The organism is Microcoleus sp. MON2_D5 (genome assembly GCF_036701905.1).
In the GTDB taxonomy this organism is placed as follows: Bacteria; Cyanobacteriota; Cyanobacteriia; order Cyanobacteriales; family Microcoleaceae; genus Microcoleus.
Genome location: NZ_JAUBRM010000062.1, coordinates 1 through 25,750, shown reverse-complemented (window position 1 = coordinate 25,750; position 25,750 = coordinate 1). Strand labels below are relative to the sequence as shown.

The window sequence follows — 25,750 nt, the reverse complement described above, 5'->3', positions numbered from 1 at the left end:
CTACGATGATCGCAGAATGTGATAAATTTACTCTTGCTCTACTTTCAACAGTACAATTAGTAGATTTTATGACGGCTTCAACCCTCACGATTGTCCCCCATTATCAAAGCAGTAGGACTCTCAATAATAATAATAATAATAATAATAATAATAATAATAATAATAGATTTTGAAAATCGCTCGCGCAGAATGCACCCGCTCAATATATCCCTAGGTAGATGCGCGATCCTTGATTTTATTATATAAACTTTAATATAATAAAAATAAAAATTTATCATCATAAAATTTATTCAAACAGCAAGATAGGCGGTAGAATAAATGAGCAATAAAAATAAATTCAAAAAATGTAAAGCTCAAGCTGATATGGATGCTGAAGGCAAGCAACAAAACAATCAAAACGAGTTATTTCCACTTGTCGGAATAGGAGCCTCTGCGGGTGGATTGGAAGCCTTTACCGAATTACTCAGGCATTTGCCGATCGATACGGGCATGGCGTTTGTAATAATCCAGCATATGTTGCCGACTCAGGAAAGTGTGTTGAGTGAGATCCTGGCTCGATCGACCCAGATGCCCGTGCATGAGATAACAGATGGGATGCCCGTAGCACCGAATCAGGTCTACGTCATCCCCCCGAATGTCAGCATGACCATCGATCGAGGGTTGCTGAAGCTAACGCCTCGCGGCAGAGCACGCGGGATATTTATGTCCGTCGATATTTTTCTGGTTTCCCTCGCCGCAGAACGCGGGAACCAAGCCATCGCAGTCGTTTTGTCCGGGGGCGACGGCGATGGTGCCCAAGGATTAAAAGCGATTAAGGCAGCAGGCGGTATTACTTTTGCCCAATGTGAAGGATCGGCACAAGTCAGCAGTATGCCGAACACTGCGGTGGCTACGGGTCAGGTAGACTTTATCTTGACACCGGAAAAAATTGCCCAGAAAATAGCAGAGATCGGCCATCATCCCTACATTGCCCAGGGGTCTGCTGCAGAATCAACCACCAGCGAAAATGCGATCGAAAGTAAAGATGCGATCGCCACCATCTACAGGTTGCTGCGCGCGGCTACCGGAGTTGACTTTACTCACTACAAACAAACCACCTTGAAGCGGCGGATACAGCGACGGATGTTGCTGTACAAGCTGGAACGGATCGAGGATTATGCCGAATATCTCCAAAACACCCCGACAGAAGTAACGGCGCTTTATCACGATATCTTCATTCATGTCACCAGCTTTTTCCGCGACCCCGAGAGCTTTGAGGCCTTAACCAGCAATGTTTTTCCCGAAATCGTTAAAAATAAATCGTCGAAAACACCGATCCGAATTTGGGTGGCCGGCTGTTCAACCGGTGAAGAAGCTTACTCGATCGCCATCTGCTTGTTAGAGTTTTTAGCAGATCGAGGTACGGATCTGCCGATTCAGCTTTATGCGACAGACATCAGCGAAAATGCGATCGCCCATGCGCGCCGCGGCTTTTATACGTCAGCCCAAGTCGCGGATATTTCATCCCAACGCCTGCATCGGTTCTTTGTGCAAGTCGAGGGCGGATACCAAATCGCTCACTCGGTGCGCGAACTCTGCGTTTTTGCTAAACAAAACCTGATCGGCGATCCGCCGTTTTCCCGGATGGATTTGATCTCCTGTCGGAACGTGCTGATCTATCTGGGCCCGCCGTTGCAGAAAAAGGTGCTGCCAATTTTTCACTATGGGCTTCGACCCGCGGGCTTTTTGCTGTTAGGCACTTCGGAAACGGTTGGTGAGTTTTCAGAATTGTTTGCGGTATTAGACAAAAAGAGCAAAATTTATACTAAAAAACTGCTGTCGCATTGGCTAAGCATGGATTTAACTGCTAGCAACTATCCTGCGACAGCCATTAACTTTCCACCGCAGCAGGCGGAAAGCTTAAACGAAATGGAAATCGAGAAACAGGCCGATCGCATTGTTTTGAATCACTATGCGCCTGTCGGCGTCGTAATTAACACAGCCAGGGAGATTCTGCAATTTCGAGGACAGACGAATCCCTACCTAGAACCGTCTCCCGGTAGGGCTAGCTTGAATTTGCTGAGAATGGCAAAAGAAGGATTGCGCGTCGAACTCCGCACTGCAATTGAACAGGCCTCCCAGCAGCAGTTGCCGATCGAACGTACCGGCTTGAAAATTAGAGAAAGCGAGATCGTCCGCCTCGTCAAAATTAATGTGATTCCATTCCCAACAGACGCTGTACCAAAAAACTATTTTTTAGTTTTGTTTCAAGATGAGGCGCCGATCCCTGCAATGCCTGCTGCTGCAAACAATGGTAGAGTCAACTTCCATGCTTTAGATGGTGAAAGTTTGGAGATTGCGAGGCTGCAAGAAGAACTCAAAAACACCAAAGACCACCTGCAATCGATCATCCAAGAACATCAAGCCGCTAACCAAGATTTGATAGCCGCCAACGAGGAGATTTTGTCGAACAACGAAGAGTTGCAAAGTACAAATGAGGAACTCGAAACCGCAAAAGAAGAGATTCAGGCAACCAATGAAGAACTAAACACGATTAATGACGAATGGCAGCGGCGCAATATTGAATCAACTCGGGTGACTAACGATTTACAGAATCTGCTCAGCACCATCAATATTCCGATTCTGATGGTGGGAGGCGACCTGCGAATCCGCCGGTTTACTCCCGCAATCGAAAGCATCTTCAACTTGATTTCTAGCGATGTCGGGCGCTGTGTGAGCGACATCACTCACAAGTTGATAGTGCCGGAGTTAGAGCCAATGATTGTAGACGTGATCCGTACCCTCCATTGGAAAGTTCAGGAGGTTCAAGATCGAGAGGGTCGTTGGTTCGATCTGCATATTCGACCGTATCGGACGATCGACCACAAGATTGATGGGGCTGTGGTGATGTTGGTGGATATCCACGATCTCAAAGTCAGCGCCCAGCAGTTGATGGAAGCGAAAAATTACGCCGAAACGATCGTGGAAACCGTGCGGGAACCGTTGCTAGTGCTGGATCTAAACCTGCAGGCGATCACCGCCAACCGTTCTTTCTACGAGACGTTTCAGGTGCAGCCGATCGACACTGAGCACCACTCGATCTTCGATCTCGGTAACAGACAGTGGAATATTCCCAAGTTGCGATCGCTCCTAAAAGAAATTCTGGCCGGAAAGACCGAGTTTCACGATTTTGAGGTCGAGCATGACTTTGAGCATATCGGGCATAAAATAATGCAGCTCAATGGCCGCAAAATGCCTCCGATGGGTGATACACAGATGATTCTGTTGGCGATCGAGGATATCACCGAGCAAAAACAGTTGGAGACAGAACGCAGCCTCCGGATTCAAGAACAATTGGCTCGTGCGGCTGCTGAGGACGCCAACCGCATCAAAGATGAGTTTTTGTCCGTCCTCTCTCACGAACTGCGGACGCCGCTCAATGCGATCATTGGCTGGACACAGTTGCTACGCATGAAAAAATTTGACCAGCCTAAAACCGAGGAGGCGCTAAAAACGATCGAGCGCAGCGCCAAAGCACAAAACCAGCTCATCGATGACATCTTAGACGTTTCGCGGATTACCACAGGCCAGTTTCACCTCAACGCTTCTGAAATTGAGCTGAATCCACTGGTTAAAAATGCGATGGAGGTCGTTCGTTTGGCAGCAGAAGCGAAAAATATTCAAATGGAATCCAGGCTAACTTCTTTAACACTAAACATATTGGGCGATCCAAGCCGTTTACAACAGGTAGTGTGGAATCTACTTTCAAACGCGATTAAATTCACCCCAGCCGGAGGAAAAATTGAAATCGCATTAGACTACATTGATGGCATGGCTCAAATCCAAGTTAGCGATACTGGTAAGGGCATTCACCCTAATTTTCTCCCCTATGTGTTCGATCGCTTCCGTCAGGCGGATAGTAGTTTCTCTCGCAGAGAGTCTGGATTGGGGCTAGGACTCTCGATCGTCCGTCATTTAGTAGAACTCCACGGCGGTACTGTTAATGCAGAAAGTTCAGGTGAGGGACAAGGGGCAACGTTTACCGTGAGGTTGCCGATACGAACAGAGATCCCATGATTGTTGACTGGTGAGTGTTGAGTGTTGACTGTTGATTGTGATATCAATTCCGGTAGCATCGGAATAGTAAAATCCAGTCATACCAATTTAATGTGAAGTTGCATATATTTCGATCCCCCTAAATCCCCCTTAATAAGGGGGACTTTGACCAAGCTCTTGTCCCCCCCTTATTAAGGGGGGTTAGGGGGGATCAGATTCTATGCAGCCTCATATAAAATTGGTATCAACAGTCAACAATTCCCGACGGTACAACCGGAATTGATCTAATCCATCTGCGTTATATCGTTTCCGGTTGCATCCGAATAATAAAATCGAGTCAACAGTTAACACTCAACCATTCAGTTTTTCGACCCGCCCCTCAACAGTCAACAGTCAACCAGAATTCCGGTGCAACCGGAATTGATATTAATCTGTGTTTATCTGCCTGTATCTGCGGTGAAAAAAAGAGAATGTATTAACCGCAAATGAGAAGGGATTGACGCTGATTCACGCAGAGGTCGAGAATAGATATAGGAATAATTCCGATGCTAACAGATGCGATATGAGTCAAAAAAGTGAAAATTGCGCCTTATATTTGTTGACAGCTTGATTCGACTTTATCAGGACCATGAAGAGCGGATTTGATATCATTCCGGCGCAACCGCAATTGATATTATTTGTAATCTTATCTCCCGATCGGATATCGTTTCCGGTTGCATCACAATAATAAAATCGAGTCAACACTCAACAATCAAGAGTCAACAGTCAACAGTCAACAGTCAACAGTCAACAATGATGCCGCTGGAACCGGAATCGATATAACTATTTACCAACCTGAACCTGAGCGCCATCCTTAAGAAAACCAGCGCCAGTAACAACCACGCGATCGCCCGCCTTCAAACCCTTTTTAATCTGTACCTTAGCAGCAGTCAAATCGCCCACAGCACCCCCGGAAATTTCCCCGAGTTCCACAGGTTGAGCCTGCACCTTGTCCTGGTCCACAAGTTTGTAAACAATAGAACTGCCGTCAGGTTGCGGCACAATAGCTTTAGCGGGCACTTTCAAACCTTGAGCCGTTGCCGTCGAAATGGATGCGCGCAAAAACATTCCCGATCGCAAAAACTCGCTGGCGGGCAAATCAATCTTCACCGTAGCTTGCCGATTTTGCGGGTCAACTAGGGGCGAAATATCTCGCACAGTTCCTGACAACTTAATCCGCTTGTCAGAATCCGAAGTAATTTGCACTGCTGTTCCCGGCCGCACTCGCGAAACTTGAGTTTCCGGCACTTTCAATTGCAGTTCCAGCTTGTTGCCGCGAATAATCGAAAAGAGTTTTTGACTTCCCGAAGAAACATCGCCAACTCGACCAATTCTTTCAGCTACAGTGCCGCTATCCGGCGCTCGAACAATTGTTTGTTCTAGTTGAGTTTGTAACTGTTTGACTTGGGCATCATTGCTGCGGACACTTGCTGCGTTATTTCCGACATTTGCTCTGGCACTGCTGACACTCGCTCCGGCCGTATTCACTTTTGCACGAGCGCTGGCGAGGGCTGCTCTAGCCGTACTGATATTAGCTTCAGCAGTAGCTACTTTAGCAATAGCCGATCGCACTTCTTCCGCTGCTTTATTCTGTTCTTCCAAAGCTGTATTCAAGTCAGCTTTAGCTTTGTTCAAGTCTTGAACAGCAGTCTGCCGCTCTGTCTTGCGTCTTTCTAAATCTTGCTGACTAATTACTCCCTGAGAAGCCAAACCTTGGGTGCGATTTACTTCTCTTTGAGCTTGATCTAATTTAGCCTGAGCGGAGGCAATGCCGGCTTTAGCTTGAGTGACACCGGCTTTAGCTTGTTCCACACCGGCTCTTGCCTGCCCGACGCCTGTTTTGGCTTGCGCTGCGTCAGCGATGGCTTTTTCAACGCCAGCTTGGGCTTGAGCGACGCCGGCTTGGGCTTCTTGTTGGGCTGACTGAGCTTGCTGTACCTGGGCTTCGGCTTGTTCTACCGTAGAATTGGCCGATTGTACTCCCGCCAGCGCTTCGGCAATTTGCGATCGTAATACCGAATCGTCCAAAACCGCCATCGTCTGACCTTTTTCTACCGCATCCCCTTCATTCACCAACACCTGCTTGATTTGCAAACCGTTGGCCTGTGGCAGCACCGGCAGCAAGTCATAGGCTGCCACGGTGCCTATCGCTTCCAAAGTTTCACCCACCTGGGCAGATTCCACAGGCGCCACTGTCACCGTCGGAGCCGCCGCCTGCTGGTTTACCGATGGAATTGGAGCGGCAGGACGCGAACTCTGATTGCCCCCTGTGAAGTGTACTGCTAGCAGCGTTGCAGCTACGCCAACCCCTGCGCCCGCCAACAAGGCCGGCCACCTGATTTCTTTGCGGGGCCCAACTTCACTTGCTTCTGGTTCCCAAACCTGTTCCTGCTCGATTTCTGGAACTTCCAGCGCAACTTCTCGTTCATCTTCCTCAGCGGAGAATTGCCAGCGAGAGTTTTCTGAGACTTCACTTTCAGCTACATCCACTGCTGAGTTCCTGTCGCGCCCGCTCTCTACGGGGGAAAGGGGTTGCTTTTCTTCGGCTTCTGAAAAAACTTTATTAGTCACGGTAGTTCCTCTCGCCAGTATGAGCCTTTCCTTTTTTTTTTATATTGTAAAGAAAGATTACGATATTATTTAGTTCATTTTAGCCGAGGGTATCTGGAGTAGCGCTTCCTCCTTTTGGGTGAGTATGGCGCCGTTTCACCCTACAATGGCGATTTTGATTAACTGTCGATCGAAGTTTGTACGATCGAGATTTAATTTGATCTGCCTCTGGGGCATACTGAATATTAGCGTGATTGGCGATCGTGGGGGCGATCGGGCTGGCATTGTCTCTCCCCAAGTGGCTTGGCCGTCACCTATCTATCAATGCTCACAAAAGTCAGTCTAATCTTGAACTGATTATTCCTAATCTATACTGTCATGTGTTTACTGTATAATACGGCACATCTGCTGAAAAAGTTGTGCCACTTTATTTAAAAAAAATCACAATGAATAGTCTCTTTTCTCCCCTCCAACAGTTTCTAATTACTTGGCTGCTAGTGCTAGTGACGGGATGGTTTACCCTAACTGCTGTCAGTTATGTTGGGGAACTGGTCAGCATTTTAGTAACGGCGGGACTCGTTGCATTTTTATTAAATTATGCAGTAAAAAGACTGCAAGTATTTTTGCCCCGGGGAGTAGCTGCGGCGCTGGTTTATTTAACTGCGGGTGTGATAGTAGTAGTAATCGGTGTAACTATTGTGCCGCCGGTGTTCAGCCAAGCGAGGCAGTTGGGGGTCAGGTTCCCGGAATTGCTGGAGTCGGGGCGGCTGCAGCTAGCTGAATTTCAAGCTTGGAGTGCCGAGCGCAATTTACCGTTTGACGTGCAAATATTAGAGCAGCAACTGTCAGCTAGAGTCCAGGGAGAAGTCCAGGCGATCGCCGGTACGGGTTTAGGCTTAGTTGTCGGTACTTTTAACTGGTTTTTGGACTTAATTTTTATTGTCGTGATTTCTTTTTATATGCTCCTAGACGGGCAAAGAGTGTGGCAGGGTTTGACCAGCATTTTTTCCCCAGACATTCGCTATGTTTTAACAGAGACTTTGGAGCGCAACCTCCAGCGATTTGTATCGGGACAGTTATTGCTAGGACTATTTATGGCGATCTCGCTAACTATGGCTTTTTGGTGGCTGCAAGTTCCGTTTTTTCTGTTGTTTGCTGTGTTTATAGGATTGACGGAAATAATTCCGTTTATTGGAGCAACGTTGGGAATTGGCACTGTTAGTATAATTGTAGCCTTTATTGATTGGTGGCTGGCGCTGCAAGTGTTGGTAGTGGCGATCGGTCTCCAGCAAATCAAGGATAATTTAGTAGCTCCCCGAATCATGGGCAATCTCACCGGATTGAGTCCGGTAGTTATTTTCACAGCTTTGCTGTTAGGAGGCAGAGTGGGAGGATTGTTAGGAGTTATCCTGGCAATTCCGCTCACTGGGGTTGTAAAAAGTATAGTAGAAATTGTACTCAATCCCAAATTGCCGCCCCAAACAGGCTCCTTTTTCTACAATCCTTTTAGCGGCGAGGAATTGGGGAAAATACCAGACGATGAAACTAGAATAATCTTGGTCGGAGATGAACAAAAGTAGTCTAATTTTTGTAGTAAGTAATTCACTTATGAAAACTGTTATAAGTCAGGAATTAACTTTTGGCTGCTGAGTCCATTAAGAACAGACTAAAGTTTCTACAAAGAACTTTAGTCTTTATTACTAACCCACTTAAAATCTCAAACCTAAAAACTTATGAACTGGTGGCAAAATCTTAGAAACAATCCTCTAGCTCGGTTGGGAGCGGTGCTACTGTTAATTTTTTATACAGTCGCGCTTTTGGCCGAATTTGTGGCACCTTACGACCCCTACGACTCTCAATTAAACGGTTCATTGCTGCCACCGACTCAGATTTATTTAAGCACCCAAGACGGGCGCTTTATCGGGCCCCACGTTTATCCGACTACTCAGGGCCCGGTGGATGCTAATACCGGTGCTCGTGAGATAATTGTAGACTGGCAAAAACCCTCTGTTCTCGGTTTGTTTGTCAAAGCTTCCCCCTATAAATTTTTAGGATTTTTGCCTTTTGACAGGCACCTGTTTGGCACTACAGGAGAAGGCCAAATTAATCTTTTAGGTACGGACGAACAAGCTCGCGATCAATTCAGTCGCTTAGTACACGGCAGCAGAATTAGCCTCAGCATCGGTTTAGTAGGAATAGCCATTTCTTTTCCCTTGGGATTGTTTATCGGAGGCATATCTGGTTATTTCGGCAGTTGGATTGACAGTATTTTAATGCGGTTCGCCGAAGTATTGATGACGATTCCCGGTCTTTATTTATTAGTAGCGCTAGCAGCAGTATTGCCACCGGGGTTGACAAGTGCTCAGCGATTTATATTGATTGTGCTGATTACTTCATTTATCAGTTGGGCGAGTTTAGCGCGGGTGATTCGCGGTCAGGTACTGTCAATTAAACAGCTAGAATTCGTGCAAGCGGCGCGGGCAATGGGCGCCAATCCAATTTATATTATTGTCCGCCACGTTTTGCCACAAACTGCTACTTATGTAATTATTTCTGCTACTTTGTCTGTTCCGGGTTTTATTGTGGCGGAGTCGGTTTTGAGTTTAATTGGCTTGGGAATTCAACAGCCCGATCCTTCTTGGGGAAATTTACTATCCCTGTCTACTAATGCTTCGATTTTAGTGTTGCAGCCTTGGTTGGTTTGGCCTCCGGCGATACTGATTATTTTGACTGTTTTGGCGTTTAATTTATTGGGGGATGGGTTGCGGGATGCTCTCGATCCGAGAAGCATTCAAAGGTAATTGGGAGTTAGTAATTTCTCGTTCCCAGGCATAGCCGGTGTAACAGTTACGCCCCGTAATTTTGCAGATTAACCGGCAAGCGAATGGTGAAAGTAGAACCAACACCCTCCTGACTTTTTACTGAAATATTGCCGCCCATCATTAGGCAAAAACGCTGGCTGATTGCTAGCCCCAAACCGGTGCCGCCGTACTTGCGCGTGGTGGAAGCGTCTGCTTGGGTAAACGGTTGGAAAATTTGCTGCAACTGGTCGGGAGTCATCCCAATTCCTGTATCTATACAATTAACAACTAAAAATTCTTTACTAGCAATTGAATATTGAGAACTTGCCGCAGGTTCAGAAGTGTTTTCTTGTTTTGCTTCGCTGCTGTCGCCCGCCATTTTTTCTCGGCTGGCTGTGAGGGTAATTGTACCGTTTTGAGTGAATTTGGCGGCATTGCTCAGCAAATTTAATAAAATCTGCTGCACTTTGGTAATGTCACCGTGCATAGTGCCGATATTCGTAATTCGATCCAAGTTGAGGGTGTTGCCGTTTTTCTCAATTAGCGGCGCGGCGGTGGAGGCGACATCTTCAATCAAGGCGGCGATGTCGAAGGTTTCTAAGTAAAGATCCATGCGACCGGCTTCGATTTTAGAAATGTCGAGAATGTCGTTAATTAGCGATAGCAAGTGTCTGCCGGAAGTGCGAATTTTGTCTAAATCTGGGGTGAGTTCATCGTAACCCAATTCTGCGGTTTCTTCTTGGAGCATTTCGCTGTAGCCGATGATGGCATTCAGAGGTGTTCGCAGTTCGTGGCTCATGTTTGCTAAAAATGCGCTTTTTGCGGTGGAAGCGGCTTCGGCTGCTTCTAGGGCGAGTTGCAAGGCGGATTCAAAGACTTTGCGATCGCTAATATCCTCGACGCTGCCTTCATAGTAGAGTACCTCGCCGTCCGCGTCGCAGACTGCACGCGCGCTTTCGGAAATCCAAATTACACTGCCGTCAACGCGGTAAACTTCTGACTCAAACCCCGAAATTTCTCCGAATTCTTCCATCACCCGCATAAACTTGTCGCCCTGCTGAGGATTGACGTAAGCTTGCTGTCTGATGTTTGTGAGATTTGATGTTAATTCTTCGGGAGTGGCGTAGCCGTAGATGCGCGCTAAAGCTGGATTTACGCTCAAGAAGTGGCCTTCGGGGGTTCTTTGAAAAATCCCTTCGACGGCATTTTCAAAGATGCTGCGATATTTTTGTTCTGCTTGACGCAAAGCGATTTGTGTACGATCGCGCTCACTCGCTTCGATCGCCAATGATACTAAATCTGCCAGGGAAGCAGCAAAATTTTGTTCTTCTAATGTCCAGTTGCGAGTAGTTCCCACTTGTTCGATACAGATGACTCCCACTGTTTGTCCGCCGAGGCGCACTGGCGCGTCTAAGGTAGAAGTAGTGCCAGCGTGTGAAAAGTAAGATTCGGCAAATTCTCTAGTTCTAATATCTGAGAGAGCGTCCTCGGCTGCGATCGTCCGGTGTTCTTCCAAAGCTTGAAAATAAGCTGGATAGTCTGCTGCTGCGAGTTCATTACCTTGGGAATGCTGGTGCTTGCTGCGGCTAAATTGGTCGAGACATTGCAGTTTCGATCGACTCTCATCATACAGCCACGCGCCAGCTTTTTCTGTCTGTAAGGTATGAGCCGCCGCTTCGGTGATTTGCCTCAAAGCTACTTGCAAATCGCCTCGATACAGCGCTTTATTTCTTGCCAATTCTACCAAAACCGTATTGTGTTTGAGCAATTGTTTTTGCCTTTGGTGTCGCGCCGATTCGGCTCGCTTCTGTTCGGTAATGTCGCGGGCTACCAAAATGACGGATTCTTCTGAAAGCGGTGAAATGCTGGCGGCAAAATAAACTTCGCGGTCTTCAATGGTTAAATCGTACTCGATGCTGACAGTTTGCTGAGTATCTAAAGCTGCTCGGATGTGGTTGAGAAAATTGTCGGCTGTAGCTTGCGGAAACACCTCTCTGACTGTTTTGCCAACTAATTCTTCGGCTGGTTTGTAGAGCAGAGAAAGATTTGTGGGCGCGATTTTTAAATAGCGACCGCTGGCGTCCACAACTATAATTAATTCGTTCATAGCTGCAAACAAAGCCCGCAATTCTGCTTCGGCGACTTCGAGTTCGGCAGTCCGCTCTGCTACTCGCTGTTCTAAACTAGAGTTGGTTTGTTCTAGGGCAATAAAAGACGATCGCAATTGTCGGGCCATTTGATTGAAAGACTGAGCTAGAAGGCCGAGTTCTTTGACGCCTTGAACTTCGACTTCGCCGTTTAATTCTGCGGAGGTGAAGTCGGATGATTCGGACATTTTTGTTAAAGCTTTGGAAGCTTGCAACAATCGGGTAATCGGTTTGACAACCCAGCGAGAGGTAAAAATTCCGAGTGCGATCGCCAGTACGAAGGCAAAAAAGCACAATAAAATAGTTGTGCGAGTGTTGGCGTTAATTTGCTCCATAAAGTCTGCTTCCGGGATTGCGACTACAACCAGCCAATCGAGGCCACGACCGTCTTGCAGGGGAGCAACGGTAATGAATTGACGTTTGCCGTCTATCTCGAAGGTAAACTGTCCTTTTCTGTCAATGCGTTCAAAACTACCAAATCGTTTTTGCAAATATGTGGAGGCCGATCGAATTAGCAAATTTTTGCTCTGTGTCGCCAACAGCCGTTTTTGTCCGTCTTTGTCGGTGACAAAGGGCAATTCGTCTGTGGAACTGGCCACTATTTGGCCGCTGCGTTCGATCGCGAAAATTTCTCCCGACGGGCTAATTTTGATACTTTTGAGAAAATCGCTGATTTGAGAAAGAGTCAGGTCAATTGCCAATACCCCCCGCAGGTTTCCTGTTTCATTGTAAATAGGCATCACCGGCGTAATCCCCAGAACTGGCGGGGCTGCGAAGACGTAGATGGGAGACCAAGTGGCTTTTCCTGACTGTTTGGCAGCTTGGTACCACGGTCTAGTACGGGGGTCATAGAACACGGTTTGGATTAGCTCAGTGCGATTTCCTTGGCTGTCCAGGCGATAAATTTGGCGGTTTGGAGCGGTTGATTCGTCTCTGATGTATACTAAGTCTTCTGCTTCTCGCCTGAGCAAGAGGAATTTGCCCTGTTCGTCGCCGTAGTAGATGGTTGTAGTTCGATCGCTCAGCTTGGTCTGGTTCCACAAATAGCGCTCTAAGTTGGGGAAGTCTTCCGGGTCTATGTTTCCAGAGGCGATCGCAGCACTATTCATTTGCAGGAATAAATGAGACACATCCCCAAAACTGCGGAAATTTTCTTTAGTCCTCGCTGCGACTTCCAAGCTTAACCTCGTAGCAAGGTCATTGACGGCTTTCTGGCCGTTGCGAAACGAAAGCCATCCAGTCACGCCGACTGCTACGGAGATTTGCACCACCAGCGGTATCAACAACACTAGGCTCAGTGACATCTTGGGGGAGCTTTTCATCAGACAACTGTTCAGACTTTTCAATAACATCAATATTCTGACACCTACCGAGTTTGCCGATCGTTTGTCGTTTAAAAGATGCCCTAGATATAAGTTACAAAATTGTACAGCAATAGTGAAGTGCGGTAGCCGATCGCTCAAAACGGGGCTGAGGTTTCCACCGCTACTGTAAAAAATTGTAATATTAATCATGCCACTACTTGCCTGAATGTGGCGATCTCTCTGGGGACTCGCGGCCAAAAAGTCACACCAGGTTAGAACAAATGCAATTGTAGACCCGCGATCCAACCCTGGTTGTCATCAGTCATTCCCAATTATTCAATTCTTTAATCTAAAATTTAAAATCTCAAATCTAAAACTGTATCAGTTCCTCCTGGCGCAGATGCCCCACCTTACCCCTGCTTAATAAAAATTTGATTTTCATTTTTTCTACAGAACTAGGACAAATGTAAATTCTGTGACAATCGGGTGTTAAAAAATTTGCTATTAATAAGATAAGCCGCCAAAATCCCGTAGCGTAGCGGCGCGTAAGCCATCGACTACAAAGAGGATAATTGAAGCATCTGCCTTTCATCAACGCCAGCAAAGTAAAGCGTTTTTGGCTTTTTGGGACGACTCCTGTGAGCGATGGGGGCTTCGATCACTCAAGCACTGAATTAGGGCTGCGTGACCTTGAGGGGTTTTATATTTTTGAGTTAGTTAATAAAGAATTGTGAAATAATCAAGGGATAACCAATGACTGCACCTGACCTCATGCTAAAGTTTTGGTGGGAGTTGAGGGCGATCGGCGATGAGTGATTGCGAATGTTAGCTGGCTTCGCTCCTGAGTTAGGGCTGGAAAAAAATTAAGCTTCTGAGAGTTTAGTGCCAAAAATCATAATAAGCAGTCACCATAACTTTTTCTGTTTCTTATAAAAGGATAAAACTGATAATCATGAGCAACTTTAACCAGTTTGTGATTAAATCTAAAAGATGTATGCGTGTTGGCTTAAGCAAAATCAGGATACAAATAAAAACTTCTATAATCAAAAATTTGGGCAATGAAAACTTATATTTTTGTCCCTGTTGTGGTCATTATTTGACTAAGTTTATTGACTGGAGTGATAGCTATCGCAATGTTATTTGTCCTTATTGTGATTCGCAGCCAAGACACCGCTCTCTGACATTACTGCTTAAAGAAAAGTCTAACTTAGACTTAAATAAACCAATTAAAATGCTACACATAGCACCTGAAAGTAGCTTAACCAAAAATTTTGCTTGTTCAGAAAACATTGAATATATAACCGCCGATCTTAATAATTCATCCGTAGATGTCCAACTCGATATCACCCAGATTCCCTATGATGATAATACCTTTGACGTAATTATCTGTAACCATGTTTTAGAACACATCTTGGATGATAGACAAGCAATGAGAGAACTTTTACGAGTTCTAAAACCCAATGGATGGGCTTCTTTACAAGTGCCAATTGCCTCGGAGCGAGAAAAAACTTTTGAGGATGCTACGATTACATCACCGGAAGATCGCTTACGCAATTTTGGACAAGAAGATCATGTTAGATGGTACGGACGTGATTATCCCGATCGTCTAAAAGAAGTAGGATTTAGTATAACCATAGAAAATATGGCTCAATCATTAAGTTCGGAAAAAGTTGAACAATATGGCTTAAGAAGTGAAGAAGACTTATATTTTGGTACGAAAGCACAGTAATGTGTTAAGTATACTTTTTCTATATAAGAGAATCTTGCTGCCTAATGTAATAAATAGGTTTGGTGGCATAAAATGCTGCAACCATAATATCGATAAATACTTCTGGTTAACGAACCTGATTGCAAAATACTCTATCTAAATTTTTAGGACTTACGCAGAAGAGCAATTTTTATACTATTTGTGGGGGTAAGATCCGCAATCCTCACCCTACAGATAGTGTCGGTGCGTAAGTTTTGTTGTTGTTTCTGCGTTATTCGTTTTGAGAGTGCTAATCTTTGAGAACTTACGCAACTGGCTAACTTAAATCAACTTGTATGGTGCGTCAGCTTTTCGTTATAGGGCAGGGATTGAGGGCTTGGGATAGTAGAGCAGCTTACTAATTGTGACACGTTTGCCTTCGTCCTATCGAATTTTAAATTTTTATACAGTGCCAGGACAAATGTAAATTCTGTGACAATCGAGTGTTAAAAAATTTGCTATTAATAAGATAAGCCGCCAAAATCCCGATCGAACAAAGAGGATAATTGAAGCATCTGCATTTCATCAACGCCAGCCAAGTAAAGCGTTTTTGGCTTTTTTGGACGATCGACATTTGGGCAAAATAATACTTCTGGAGGATGACATGAACTATACATTTGAAATCCTGGGCGTATCTCCAACTTTAACATTTTTTAACCAGCAGCAGGAATTGCTGAAACAACAGCAGCAGTCGGGTGTAGAATACTTGGGAAACTGGAAGTGTACTCTCGATGCGTTTGTGGCATCCGTGGAGACAGTTTCTCCTTACCGGGGCTGGGATGTCGATCGAGTTGTAGGCACCGTGATTAGTTTCTGGATGAACAACTCCGATAGCATCCTGTATTGGAAGCACAGGCTGGAGGATGCCGGCAGCGAAAACTTGTTAGTAGCCAGAGTAGGCGATATCAAGTCTTTGCAAGCCGCCTTTGAATCGCTGCTGGGCGAATAGGAAAATCGCCAATTGCGAAAAAGTCGATCGACTTTTTCGCAAAAATCAACTAAACTGTCTATTCGCAATTCCCAATTCCCCTGATTGGCGGCACGGAAGTCGCAGATATAAAATATCTGTTTCTTCCAGCTTCTACCTTCCATCTGCCTGATGCCTTCAACATCTGGCTAATGACTAATGACTTCGCAATTGGCAGTTCCTAAATATTATGTCTCGTTCCAAAGCCCTGCAATCTTATATTATTGTCCGCTTGCTCCTCGCACCGCTAATGTTGTGGACAATCACCACAGCAGTATTTTTATTGTTGCGGGCCACTCCGGGCGACCCCATAGATGCCATTCTCGGCTCGCGAGCTCCCGCAGGCGCCAAAGAAGCAATGCGAACTCAACTCGGCCTCGACGCACCCCTGTGGCAGCAATATCTCAAATACATGAAAGACTTGTTGAGCTTCGACTTGGGAACCTCCATCACCACTCGCGGACAAACCGTGTGGCAAATTATCGGCGACTATTTCCCCGCTACAGTGGAATTAGCAGTTTGTAGCATGGCCATAGCTTTAATTGTCGGCATAAGTATCGGTTCCTTAGCAGCATCTCGCCCCAACACTATTTTCGATGCTGTCGGCCGTTTGTTTGGCATTATCACTTACTCGCTGCCTGCTTTTTGGGCCGGCATGGTTTTGCAGTTGATTTTCGCAGTGCAGTTGGGATGGTTTCCTTTGGGAACTCGCTTTCCCGTGACATTCCCCGCCCCCGAAGGCTACACAGGACTCTACACGATTGACAGTCTCCTGAGCGCTAACCCTGGTCAGTTTCTCACATCTTTGCATTATTTGGCACTTCCGAGTTTGACGTTGGGGATTCTTTTGAGCGGCATTTTCGAGCGCATTGTCAGAGTGAATCTCAAGCAAACTTTGCAAGCAGATTATGTCGAAGCAGCTAGAGCTAGAGGCATTCCAGAATTCCAGATTTTATGGGCTCACGCTCTGAAAAATGCGCTAATTCCGGTGATTACTGTCTTAGGATTGACTTTTGCTGCACTGTTGGGCGGTGCTATTTTAACAGAGGTTACTTTTTCTTGGCCGGGATTGGCAAATCGCCTTTACGAAGCGATTAGCTTGCGGGATTATCCAACTGTTCAAGGTATTGTGGTGTTTTTTGCGGCAATTGTCGTAATTGCCAGCATTGTAATTGATATTTTGAATGCTTACGTTGACCCGCGAATTCGGTACTAAAAATATCAAGGAAGAAGGGCAACGGATGCGCGACTGTGCCACTTTCGGCTTTTTCTACCTGTACTTTCTGCGTTCGCGAGATGTTGCAGCCAGCGGTGGCCCTGTAGAAGCAGTTGTCAAAAAGATCGATCGGCTTTTAGAGTGACGACACTTGGCAATTTATGGGCAATACTGGAGAAAATAAAATTATACATTTGAGGAAACGCTGATGAGATTATTGCGAACAATCGCCGCTCTATCGGCGGCCTTGACCCCACTGATGGCTGAAGCTGCCTTTAGCCGTCCCATGCCGGGAACAGCCGACTTTCCCAGAGCCTCAAACCCCCAAGTAAATGTGCCGGTTTGCTTCATCGAAACCCGAGGCGGCACAACTTTTGATTTAGTCAGCTTGTGCGGCAGCAATGTTGCTCCCCAAAATACTGCTCCGGTTGCGGGCAACCCCGCCAATGCTCCTGCAAATAACCCCAATGGAGGTGCTCCGCCTGCTCCCCCGAACCCCAACGCCATCACCAGAGATGGTACCGGCACCCCGATAACTACTCCAACAGGCACGGCAAATCCCAACAATCAGAATAATCAGAATCCGGGAACTGCGCCCAATACCAATCAGAATAATCAGAATCCGGGAACTGCGCCCGCAGGTACTCCCAATAATGCCAATCCGGGAAGTTCACCGAGTACCAATCCCAATAATCTCAATCCGGGAAGTTCGCCCTATACCACTCCGAATAATAATGCCAATCCGGGAACTTCGCCGAATACCACTCCGAATAATAATGCCAATCCGGGAACTTCGCCGAATACCAATCAGAATAATCTCAATCCGGGAAGTTCGCCCTATACCACTCCGAATAATAATGCCAATCCGGGAAGTTCGCCGAGTACCAGTCCCAATAATAGTGCGTCTCCCACGGGTGGAACTGCTGGCGACAGCAACGGCGATTTAGTTCCCACTCCCAATCTCAATCTTCCGAGAGTGCCGCCGAGTTCCTTTGGCCCCGGAGGTGTGGCACCGACTAGAGATGCGATTGATGGCCCCCGCCAGTAATAGGCGAAGTGCCAGAACTTTCTATCACAGAAACCGGGTTTCTCTGAAACCGTCTCTTTTTTAGGGATAGTTCACCCGCGAGAAAGCCGGTATATTTATTTGCCTGCGTAATATTGATGTCAGGTACGATCGGCATATTTTGTAGCAGAGTAGCCAAATAAAAGTTAAGCTAAGAACTTGTAGACGCTATCGGCCAAGCCCTCTTTCAAAACTGGACAACCAGGTAGAAGCAGTGAGAAATAGCCAGCTTTAATCCGTAACAGGATTAGTTATCAGCAAAGGTTAAATTTATTACCAGGCGGGTGCTCGCCAGCTCCAAGTTCTCAAGCTAAACCATTCAACAGGCATATTTTTGTTAAGCCAGTGTGGTTTGGAAAGTACCGGCTGATAACATTAGCCAGACAAAATTAACCCGATTATTCGGAGGCTCTTCATGAGCAAAATATTTGTTTTAATAAATTGGAACAAAATTGCTCTAGACCCGATCGCACTTGAGGAGGACACCTAGTGTCAAACTTAGTTCAACGCTTAGAAATAACCGCTCATCCGCAACTAGAAAAATCCCTCGGCTATCGAGGAGATAGTCGCTGGGTAGCTTGGCGCTGGGAGCCCGACATCGACCAACTTATTTCCAGCGACGGCAAAACAGTCGGCACTGGCAATAATATGGCTTGGCTGGTGTTTTTGCAGCACGATTTAGTCGATCCTGCGCTACAAGAGTACAACCTCGGCGAGGGCGATCGCTACTGGCTGCTTTTAGACACCGAAACTAGAAATCTCTACGTCGGCGAAGGGAAAACAGTTCAAAGTCTGCTCGAACAGCCGGAAAGTTTAGGTTTATTGGCGTGTCTTGATGGTGGCAAGGCCGATCGACAAACTGGTGAAACTTGGCAGCAAACCCTATCTCAACTAACAGCAAAACCAGTTGTTCGCCACCTGACAAATGCCCTTCCTTTTGGTATCGCGGCTGCTTTGATAGGTGCTTTAGGCATCGGAACCGGATTGTGGGTAGTGCCAACTGTGCAGCAGAAACTAGCCCAAAAAACAGCTTTTATTTCCCCAATTAGTTCTGGCGCCAACTGCGGGCTTGGCGGTTCCGACGATTTTTCAGCTTATATCGGTTCGTCAAGCGGAAACAAAGAACTTCATTTAATAGGCGTTTACGAAGCCAATGCGGATCACAAGAACCGAGATTTATCTAAAAGTGCGATCGAAGTCAAAGTAGAACGCCGAAACAAGCCAATAATTCTCGCGCTTTCAGCCTACGAACCCGTGCAATGGAACATTACCGCAGAACCGGGCGCAGTTATCGAAAAAATCATCGTTAACGGATATCACAACCAAACTGTTTCAGGAGTTTCGGGAATTCCGGTAGAAGAGCACAGCTACGAAGAAACCGGGGACAATCTCGGCGACTTTATCTACAAGTGGGATGCTACCGCTGGCAGTTCCAATACTTCCTCCCTGGTGACTAAATTGGAACAGAGAAACCGCACCAGTTTAGCTTCTTTTCAAGGATGCTACAGAGGTAAGAACTTTAGTATTAATTGACAGCAGCGACAGAGGGCGATAAGTTATACGATTTTCGATTTTCGATTAAAGAATGGGGAATAACTGATTCGATATGGGTTTGGAACTTGTTACAGTTCCGTTCTTTTTTTTGACTGGGGTTAAAACCTATCCCCCTAAAATCACACAACCCGCGCCGGCGGGTTTTTTATTGAGAGTTAAACTTATTTGCACCTCTATGGTATGATATCCGGTGGCGCGATCGCCAATTCCCAATTCTAACAATACTAATATATTTCCTATGAAATACTGGTACGAAACGCTCGCAGTAGCACAGCGGATTTTAATTGAATTGGGGAGGCGGCGACGCAGCTTAGTATTGTGGAGTATTTTTCCAGTTTCTATCTTGCTAATTAACGGTTTAATTTTAAAAGAACGCGCTAATCTCAGCACAGCAAAAGCCTTTGAAGTTGCTGCACCTGCAAGCTTAGTAGGAGCAGCTTTATTTTTTAGCTGTCTCGGTGGTAGCGTAGCAACAGTAGTAGCAGAACGAGAACAGCATACCCTAAAACGCTTGTTTATTTCCCCGCTGAGCGGCACTTCCTACTTTTTAGGAATTTTCCTGGCCCACAGTTGCATCGGCATCGGTCAGGTAATTTTAGTATACACGATCGCCTCTTGTTTAGGGGCACAATTTCAAGGATCTATCCTGTTAGGATGTGCGATTATTCTGCTCAGTATTGTATCTTATGTAGGTGTAGGCTTTATTCTGGGCACCCAGTTTGCGAGGCGCACTGAAGATGTCAACTCCCTAGTAGCAGCTTTCGGCGTTCCTTTGTTGATTTTAGGAGGCGCATTTTTGCCTACTTCGCTCTTTCCTCAAAGTCTGCTGGAACTCGCCCAGTACAATCCAATTTATCACATGAACGAAGCGCTGATGGGCGTGTGGGCTGACGGAAAAGATTTAGCTGATATTGCCGAACACTTTTGGTATTTATTCATATTTTCTATTGCCATGATTGCAGGTGGATGGCTTTCTTACCGCAGGATGCTGAGAGTAGAAAGAAGACTTTAAAACTATTTCATTATGTCATAATTATTCATCTCTCTCTTCTCTGACTCAGCGCCCTCTGCGCCCTCTGCGGTTTAATCGTTCAGAAACAACCGTAAATATATAATAAAATAATACGGAGAATTAAAGCAGTGCTGCAAATAGAAAAGCTAAATAAGTCCTATGGCGATCGTTCAGTGCTTAAAGATTTAACACTGCACATCCAAGCTGGAGAAATTTACGGTTTGCTCGGCCCAAACGGGGCGGGCAAAACTACAACTATCAATATTTTATGTAATTTGCTAAATGCCGACAGCGGTCAACTTTCTATTAATGGCGAACCTGTTTCTGACTCTACAAAATCCTTAATAGGTGTAGCGCCCCAAGAAAATTTGCTTTACAAAAGCCTTAGCTGCGAGGAAAACCTCAACTTTTTTGCTCAAATTTACGGCTTAGAGCGCAAGCAGCGCCGCTATCAAGTAAGACACTGTTTGAAAGCAGTAAATTTGACAGATAGAGCTACAAGCCCAGTAGAAACTTTGAGCGGAGGAATGCAGCGCCGTTTGAATATTGCGGTGGCTTTGGTACACCAGCCTAAATTAGTAATTTTAGATGAACCGACAACGGGTTTAGATATTGAGGCTCGCTATGAAATTTGGGAGTTAATTCAGCGATTGCAATCGGAAGGAATTACAATTTTGCTGACAACTCACTTGTTGGATGAAGCTGAGCGGCTGTGTCAGAAAATCGGGATTTTAAAGAATGGCAGTATTGTTGCTGAAGGTAGTTTAGAAGAGTTGCAAAAACTGATTCCTGCTCAAGAAATTATTGTTGTCAAAACCAGTGAAGAAGCTGAAGTCATCGCCCGCGCTAAAGAATACAGTTTCATTCCCCGCCGCTACGGTAGCGATTTGGCTTTTTGGCTGCCGGAACGTTTGGAGTTAAAAGAGATTATTTTGCTGTTCGACGGGATTTCTATTGATTCAATCGCTCGGTATCCGGTGCGGTTAGAACATATTTATGTCGAAGTGACTAAACAAACTGTATCCTAATCTGCGTCCATCTGCGTATATCCGCCACCATCTGCGGTTAAAGTTCCAAAGTAATTCTGTAATCATGGCAAAGAGCCGACTTTTCCGACTTATAAAGGCAGAGGCCTGAAGCAATGATAGAGATAGGGAAAGTCAACCCACGATGTCTAGATTGTAAAGATATCGTAAACCTGGATGTTGTGTTGCGAACTGTTAAATAAAAATATGCTCTAAAAGATATGTATTTAGTATGATACATTTAAGTTGCATTTAAGTTACAAATACCCATTCCCACGCGAGGTCAGTGAAAGTCCACTTCATATCAGGACTACCCCGATCAGGCTCTACTTTACTGGCAGCATTACTCCGGCAAAATCCGCGATTTCACGCCGCCATGACCTCCCCCGCCGGGGGTTTAGTGGAGCGAATGTTGGAAGCCATGAGCGAAAATAATGAGTTTTCCGTGTTCATTTCCTCTGAACAAAAACGGGTACTGATTATGAGCATCTTTTCAGCTTATTACCACCCCCAAGCTGAAAAAGAAGTGATATTCGACACCAATCGTCTTTGGTGCAGCAAATTGCCATTAATTCGGGAACTATTTCCCGAAGCCAAAGTAATCTGTTGTGTCAGAAATATCGCTGGGATTATGGACAGCATTGAGCTACTGATTCGGCGCAAAGCCTTTGATGTTTCGAGGTTATTTAATAATCCAGCGCAACAAGCTAACAATTTTACCGCCCGATTGATTGGAGTAGTAAAACTAATAAATTCTTCAGTCATCATAACGAGAACTTAAGCTTCGACGCGGGGGTTGCAACAAGAGCCAGACTTAACTGTAAACGATATATATAAAGGATTTCAGCAGTTATGAACGTACCAACCGCCCACAAGCAAATTATTTTCGTTGACTCTTCTGTACCAGATTATAAAAGCCTGATTCAAAACGCCGATGCTGCTCAAATTTTTATTTTAAATGACAACTTAAGCGGCATCGCTCAAATTACAAACGCCTTAGCAACTCAAAAAGATATTGCAGCAATTCATATCCTTTCTCATGGCAGTCCAGGCAGTTTAAAACTTGGTGCAGACACGCTCAATGACAAAGAGATAGCAACTTTCAGCACTCAAATAAAACAGTGGGGAAATGCCTTAACAGAAAATGGCGATATCTACCTCTACGGCTGCGATGTAGCAGCAGGAGAAACAGGAATCAAATTTGTTAAAGAACTGAGCGAATTAACAAGTGCCGATGTAGCAGCATCGAATAACATTACAGGCAATGCAGAATTAGGAGGCGACTGGAACTTAGAAGTAGAAACAGGCACGATAGAAACATCAATACCCTTTAATTCTGAAAGTCTCAAAACTTACAAATACATTCTACCAGCCGTTGCTAACCCAGACAACAAAGCCGTTACAGTTAACTCGCCTAAAACTACTATCGACGTGCTTGCCAACGACACGGGCAGCAGTCGCGTCTCAGTGCAAAGCATCACCACTGCGCCTACTAATGGCACTGCCACCATCAACGATTGGATTTATGCAGGTGGCGATTTCACCACAGTCAACGGCACAACTCGCCACAGAATCGCCAGAATGAATGCCGACGGCAGCCTGGATACTGCTTTCAACCCCACTGGCGGCATGAATGACTCGGTCTTTGCGATCGCCCTCGACAGCAGTGGCAAACTTTACGCAGGCGGTCAGTTCACCACAGTCAACGGCACAGCTCGCAGCCGAATCGCCAGAATGAACGCCGACGGCAGCCTGGATACTGCTTTCAATCCTGGTACTGGCATGAATAACGATGTCCTAGAGATCGCCATAGACAGCAGTGGCAAGCCCTACGTAGGCGGCTTGTTCAACACAGTCAACGGCATAGCGAGCAGCTATATCGCCAGAATGAACACCGACGGCAGCCTGGATACTGCTTTCAACCCCAATCGCGGCTTTGATGACTTTGTCCATGCGATCGCCATAGACAGCAGTGGCAAAGTTTACGCAGGCGGCGATTTCAACACAGTCAACGGCACAGCTCTCAACTCTATCACCAGAATGAACGCCGACGGCAGCCTGGATACTGCTTTCAACCACACTGGCGGCATGGATTTTGTCAATGCGCTCGCCCTCGACAGCAGTGGCAAACTTTACGTAGGTGGCGATTTCTTGAGCACAGTCGACGGCACAACTCGCAGCTCTATCGCCAGAATAAACGCCGACGGCAGCCTGGATACTGCTTTCAACCTCGGTACTGGCATGAATAACCGTGTCTGGACGATCGCCATAGACAGCAGTGGCAAGCCCTACTTAGGGGGCATTTTCAGCACAGTCAACGGCACAGCTCGCAACTCTATCGCCAGAATGAACGCCGACGGCAACCTGGATACTGCTTTCAACCCCGGTACTGGCATGAATAACGGTGTCGTAGAGATCGCCATAGACAGCAGTGGCAAGCCCTACGTAGGTGGCTTGTTCAGCACAGTCAACGGCATAGCGAGCAACTTTATCGCCAGAATGAACGCCGACGGCAGCCTGGATACTGCTTTCAACCCCAATGGCGGCGTGGATGGCTTTGTCTATGCGATCACGATCGATCCTAAACGCAACATCCTCTACACCCCCAACGCCGGATTCAACGGCGTGGACACCTTCACCTACACCGCCACCGACGGCGTAGTTTCCACTCCCACCACAGTCACCGTCCTCGTCAACGACTCCCCCACCCTCGATAACGCTGGCGCACCCACCCTCAACCCACAAAACCAAAATGACAACGCCAGTACAGGCACACTCATCTCCACAATCATCGCCAACCTCGGCGGCACAAAAATCGCCGATCCCAACGCCAGCGCCTCTCAAGGCATCGCCATCAGCGCCCTAGACACCACTAACGGCACTTGGCAATACACCACCAACGGCACAACCTGGAATAACGCCCCAGCCGTTTCCCCCAGCAACGCCTTACTCTTAGCCAGTGATGCCAACACCAGCCTCCGATTTGTTCCCAACACAGGTTACAACGGCACCCTCACCAATGCCATTACCTTCGCCGCCTGGGATCAAATAGTTGGCACAAATGGCACTACCGCAGACTACACCACAGATCGAACCAATAACACCACATCCAGCGTTTTCAGTAGCGCTACTGAAACTGCCGATATTGCAATTAATCCCCTTCCTACCATTACCAGCGTCAGCGCAGCGACAGCAGACGGCACTTATGGTATTGGCACAAACATCGACATCACCGTTAACTTCTCTCAAATAGTTAACGTCACGGGTACGCCACAACTAAGCTTAGCAGGTGTAAATCCCGTTGCGAATTATCTATCAGGCAGCGCCACTAACACCTTGACATTTCGGTACGCGGTAGCAGCAGGTGATAGCAGCGCTGACTTAGACTATGCTTCCACAACAGCTTTATCTTTAAGCGACGGTACTATTAAGAATTCTGCCACTGCGGAGGCCAGCTTAACATTACCAGCACCCGCTGCGGCTAACTCTTTGGGTGCCAATAAAGCAATAGTAATAGATGGAATTGTGCCAACTGTTACCAGCGTCACCTCTACCACCGCCAACGGCAGTTATAACACAGCTAACAACATCAACGTCACCGTCAACTTCAGCGAAGCAGTTACCTTAGCCGGCGGTAACATGACAGTCGCCTTAGACACAGGTGGCACTGTAACTATTGCACCTTTCACAGGCACATCTGCTGTCGGCAGTTATACTCCAGCAGCAGGACAAAATAGCACCGACCTCAACTCAACTGGGGTCACTTTAGCAGTCGGTGCAACATTAAGAGATGCTGCGGGAAATAATGCAACAACATTGACTATTCCTGCGGGGCAGTCTTTAGCAAATAGCAAAGCCATAGTTGTAGACACCGTTGTCCCCACAGTTACCTTAACATCCGCATCCCCAACAACCACAAACGCACCATTTTTAGTCACAGCAACATTCAGCGAAAGCGTCACAGGATTTATTGCCAGCGACGTTAATCTTACTAACAGTACGATTAGCAATTTCACAGGTAGCGGCACCACTTATAATTTTACCGTTACACCGAATGCTAGTGGCCCTGTCACCGTTAACGTCCCAGCAGCTACAGCCACTGATACCGCTGGTAATAACAATACCGCAGCCACTCAACTAACTCGTACTGCTGATATTACAGCCCCCACAGTTGCCTTAACATCCGCATCCCCAACAACCACAAACGCACCATTTTTAGTCACAGCAACATTCAGCGAAAGCGTCACAGGATTTATTGCCAGCGACGTTAATCTTACTAACAGTACG

Annotated in this window: 16 protein-coding genes; 13 read left to right on the top strand and 3 right to left on the bottom strand. The window is 46.3% G+C overall.

The annotated features are described in order from the left end of the window. The first annotated feature begins 318 nt into the window (after window positions 1-318). Complete coding sequence (locus QUA47_RS21555; protein WP_333432258.1) at window positions 319-4,056, top strand: chemotaxis protein CheB; 3,738 nt, start codon at window positions 319-321, stop codon at window positions 4,054-4,056. A gap of 801 nt (window positions 4,057-4,857) precedes the next feature. Here QUA47_RS21555 and QUA47_RS21550 read toward each other — a convergent pair. Both QUA47_RS21550 and QUA47_RS21545 read right to left on the bottom strand, forming a co-directional pair. Further along, window positions 4,858-6,645 (bottom strand): efflux RND transporter periplasmic adaptor subunit, encoded by a 1,788-nt coding sequence (locus QUA47_RS21550; protein ID WP_333432257.1) that lies wholly within the window; start codon window positions 6,643-6,645, stop codon window positions 4,858-4,860. A gap of 79 nt (window positions 6,646-6,724) precedes the next feature. Further along, entirely contained in the window at window positions 6,725-6,922 is a 198-nt protein-coding gene (locus QUA47_RS21545) for a hypothetical protein (RefSeq protein WP_333432256.1), read from the bottom strand. A gap of 148 nt (window positions 6,923-7,070) precedes the next feature. On the opposite strand from QUA47_RS21545, the gene QUA47_RS21540 reads away from it, so the two are divergent. Then, window positions 7,071-8,204: an AI-2E family transporter gene (locus QUA47_RS21540; protein WP_190663043.1), complete on the top strand. Its 1,134-nt coding sequence runs from the start codon at window positions 7,071-7,073 to the stop codon at window positions 8,202-8,204. Window positions 8,205-8,357: 153 nt separating this feature from the next. Next, window positions 8,358-9,425 carry an ABC transporter permease gene (locus QUA47_RS21535; protein WP_333432255.1) on the top strand — a complete coding sequence of 356 codons (1,068 nt, stop codon included), beginning with the start codon at window positions 8,358-8,360 and terminating at the stop codon, window positions 9,423-9,425. A gap of 46 nt (window positions 9,426-9,471) precedes the next feature. Here the strand turns inward: QUA47_RS21535 and QUA47_RS21530 are convergent, their stop codons facing one another. Next, window positions 9,472-12,894: a PAS domain S-box protein gene (locus QUA47_RS21530; protein ID WP_333432270.1), complete on the bottom strand. Its 3,423-nt coding sequence runs from the start codon at window positions 12,892-12,894 to the stop codon at window positions 9,472-9,474. 934 nt (window positions 12,895-13,828) lie between these two features. Here QUA47_RS21530 and QUA47_RS21525 point away from each other — a divergent pair. From QUA47_RS21525 to QUA47_RS21480, 10 genes are all read left to right on the top strand, one after another. Further along, a complete protein-coding gene (locus QUA47_RS21525) occupies window positions 13,829-14,605 on the top strand; it encodes a methyltransferase domain-containing protein (RefSeq protein ID WP_333432254.1) in 777 nt (258 codons plus the stop codon). Between the two features lie 622 nt (window positions 14,606-15,227). Continuing rightward, a complete protein-coding gene (locus QUA47_RS21520; RefSeq protein WP_333181541.1) occupies window positions 15,228-15,572 on the top strand; it encodes a hypothetical protein in 345 nt (114 codons plus the stop codon). Window positions 15,573-15,780: 208 nt separating this feature from the next. Then, window positions 15,781-16,806, top strand: a complete 1,026-nt coding sequence (locus tag QUA47_RS21515) for an ABC transporter permease (RefSeq protein WP_333432253.1) — start codon at window positions 15,781-15,783, stop codon at window positions 16,804-16,806. Then, window positions 16,775-16,951, top strand: a complete 177-nt coding sequence (locus tag QUA47_RS21510) for a hypothetical protein (protein ID WP_333432252.1) — start codon at window positions 16,775-16,777, stop codon at window positions 16,949-16,951. The genes QUA47_RS21515 and QUA47_RS21510 overlap by 32 nt, the downstream gene beginning before the upstream one ends. A 63-nt stretch (window positions 16,952-17,014) precedes the next feature. Next, entirely contained in the window at window positions 17,015-17,854 is an 840-nt protein-coding gene (locus tag QUA47_RS21505) for a hypothetical protein (protein WP_333432251.1), read from the top strand. 507 nt (window positions 17,855-18,361) lie between these two features. Further along, window positions 18,362-19,405 (top strand): hypothetical protein, encoded by a 1,044-nt coding sequence (locus QUA47_RS21500; RefSeq protein WP_333432250.1) that lies wholly within the window; start codon window positions 18,362-18,364, stop codon window positions 19,403-19,405. Between the two features lie 259 nt (window positions 19,406-19,664). After that, window positions 19,665-20,438, top strand: a complete 774-nt coding sequence (locus QUA47_RS21495) for an ABC transporter permease (RefSeq protein WP_333282384.1) — start codon at window positions 19,665-19,667, stop codon at window positions 20,436-20,438. Window positions 20,439-20,566: 128 nt separating this feature from the next. Then, entirely contained in the window at window positions 20,567-21,466 is a 900-nt protein-coding gene (locus tag QUA47_RS21490; protein WP_333432249.1) for an ABC transporter ATP-binding protein, read from the top strand. A gap of 283 nt (window positions 21,467-21,749) precedes the next feature. Then, window positions 21,750-22,244 carry a sulfotransferase gene (locus QUA47_RS21485; protein WP_333432248.1) on the top strand — a complete coding sequence of 165 codons (495 nt, stop codon included), beginning with the start codon at window positions 21,750-21,752 and terminating at the stop codon, window positions 22,242-22,244. Between the two features lie 71 nt (window positions 22,245-22,315). Further along, a partial coding sequence (locus QUA47_RS21480) for a DUF4347 domain-containing protein (protein ID WP_333432247.1) occupies window positions 22,316-25,750 on the top strand: 3,435 nt, incomplete at its 3' end.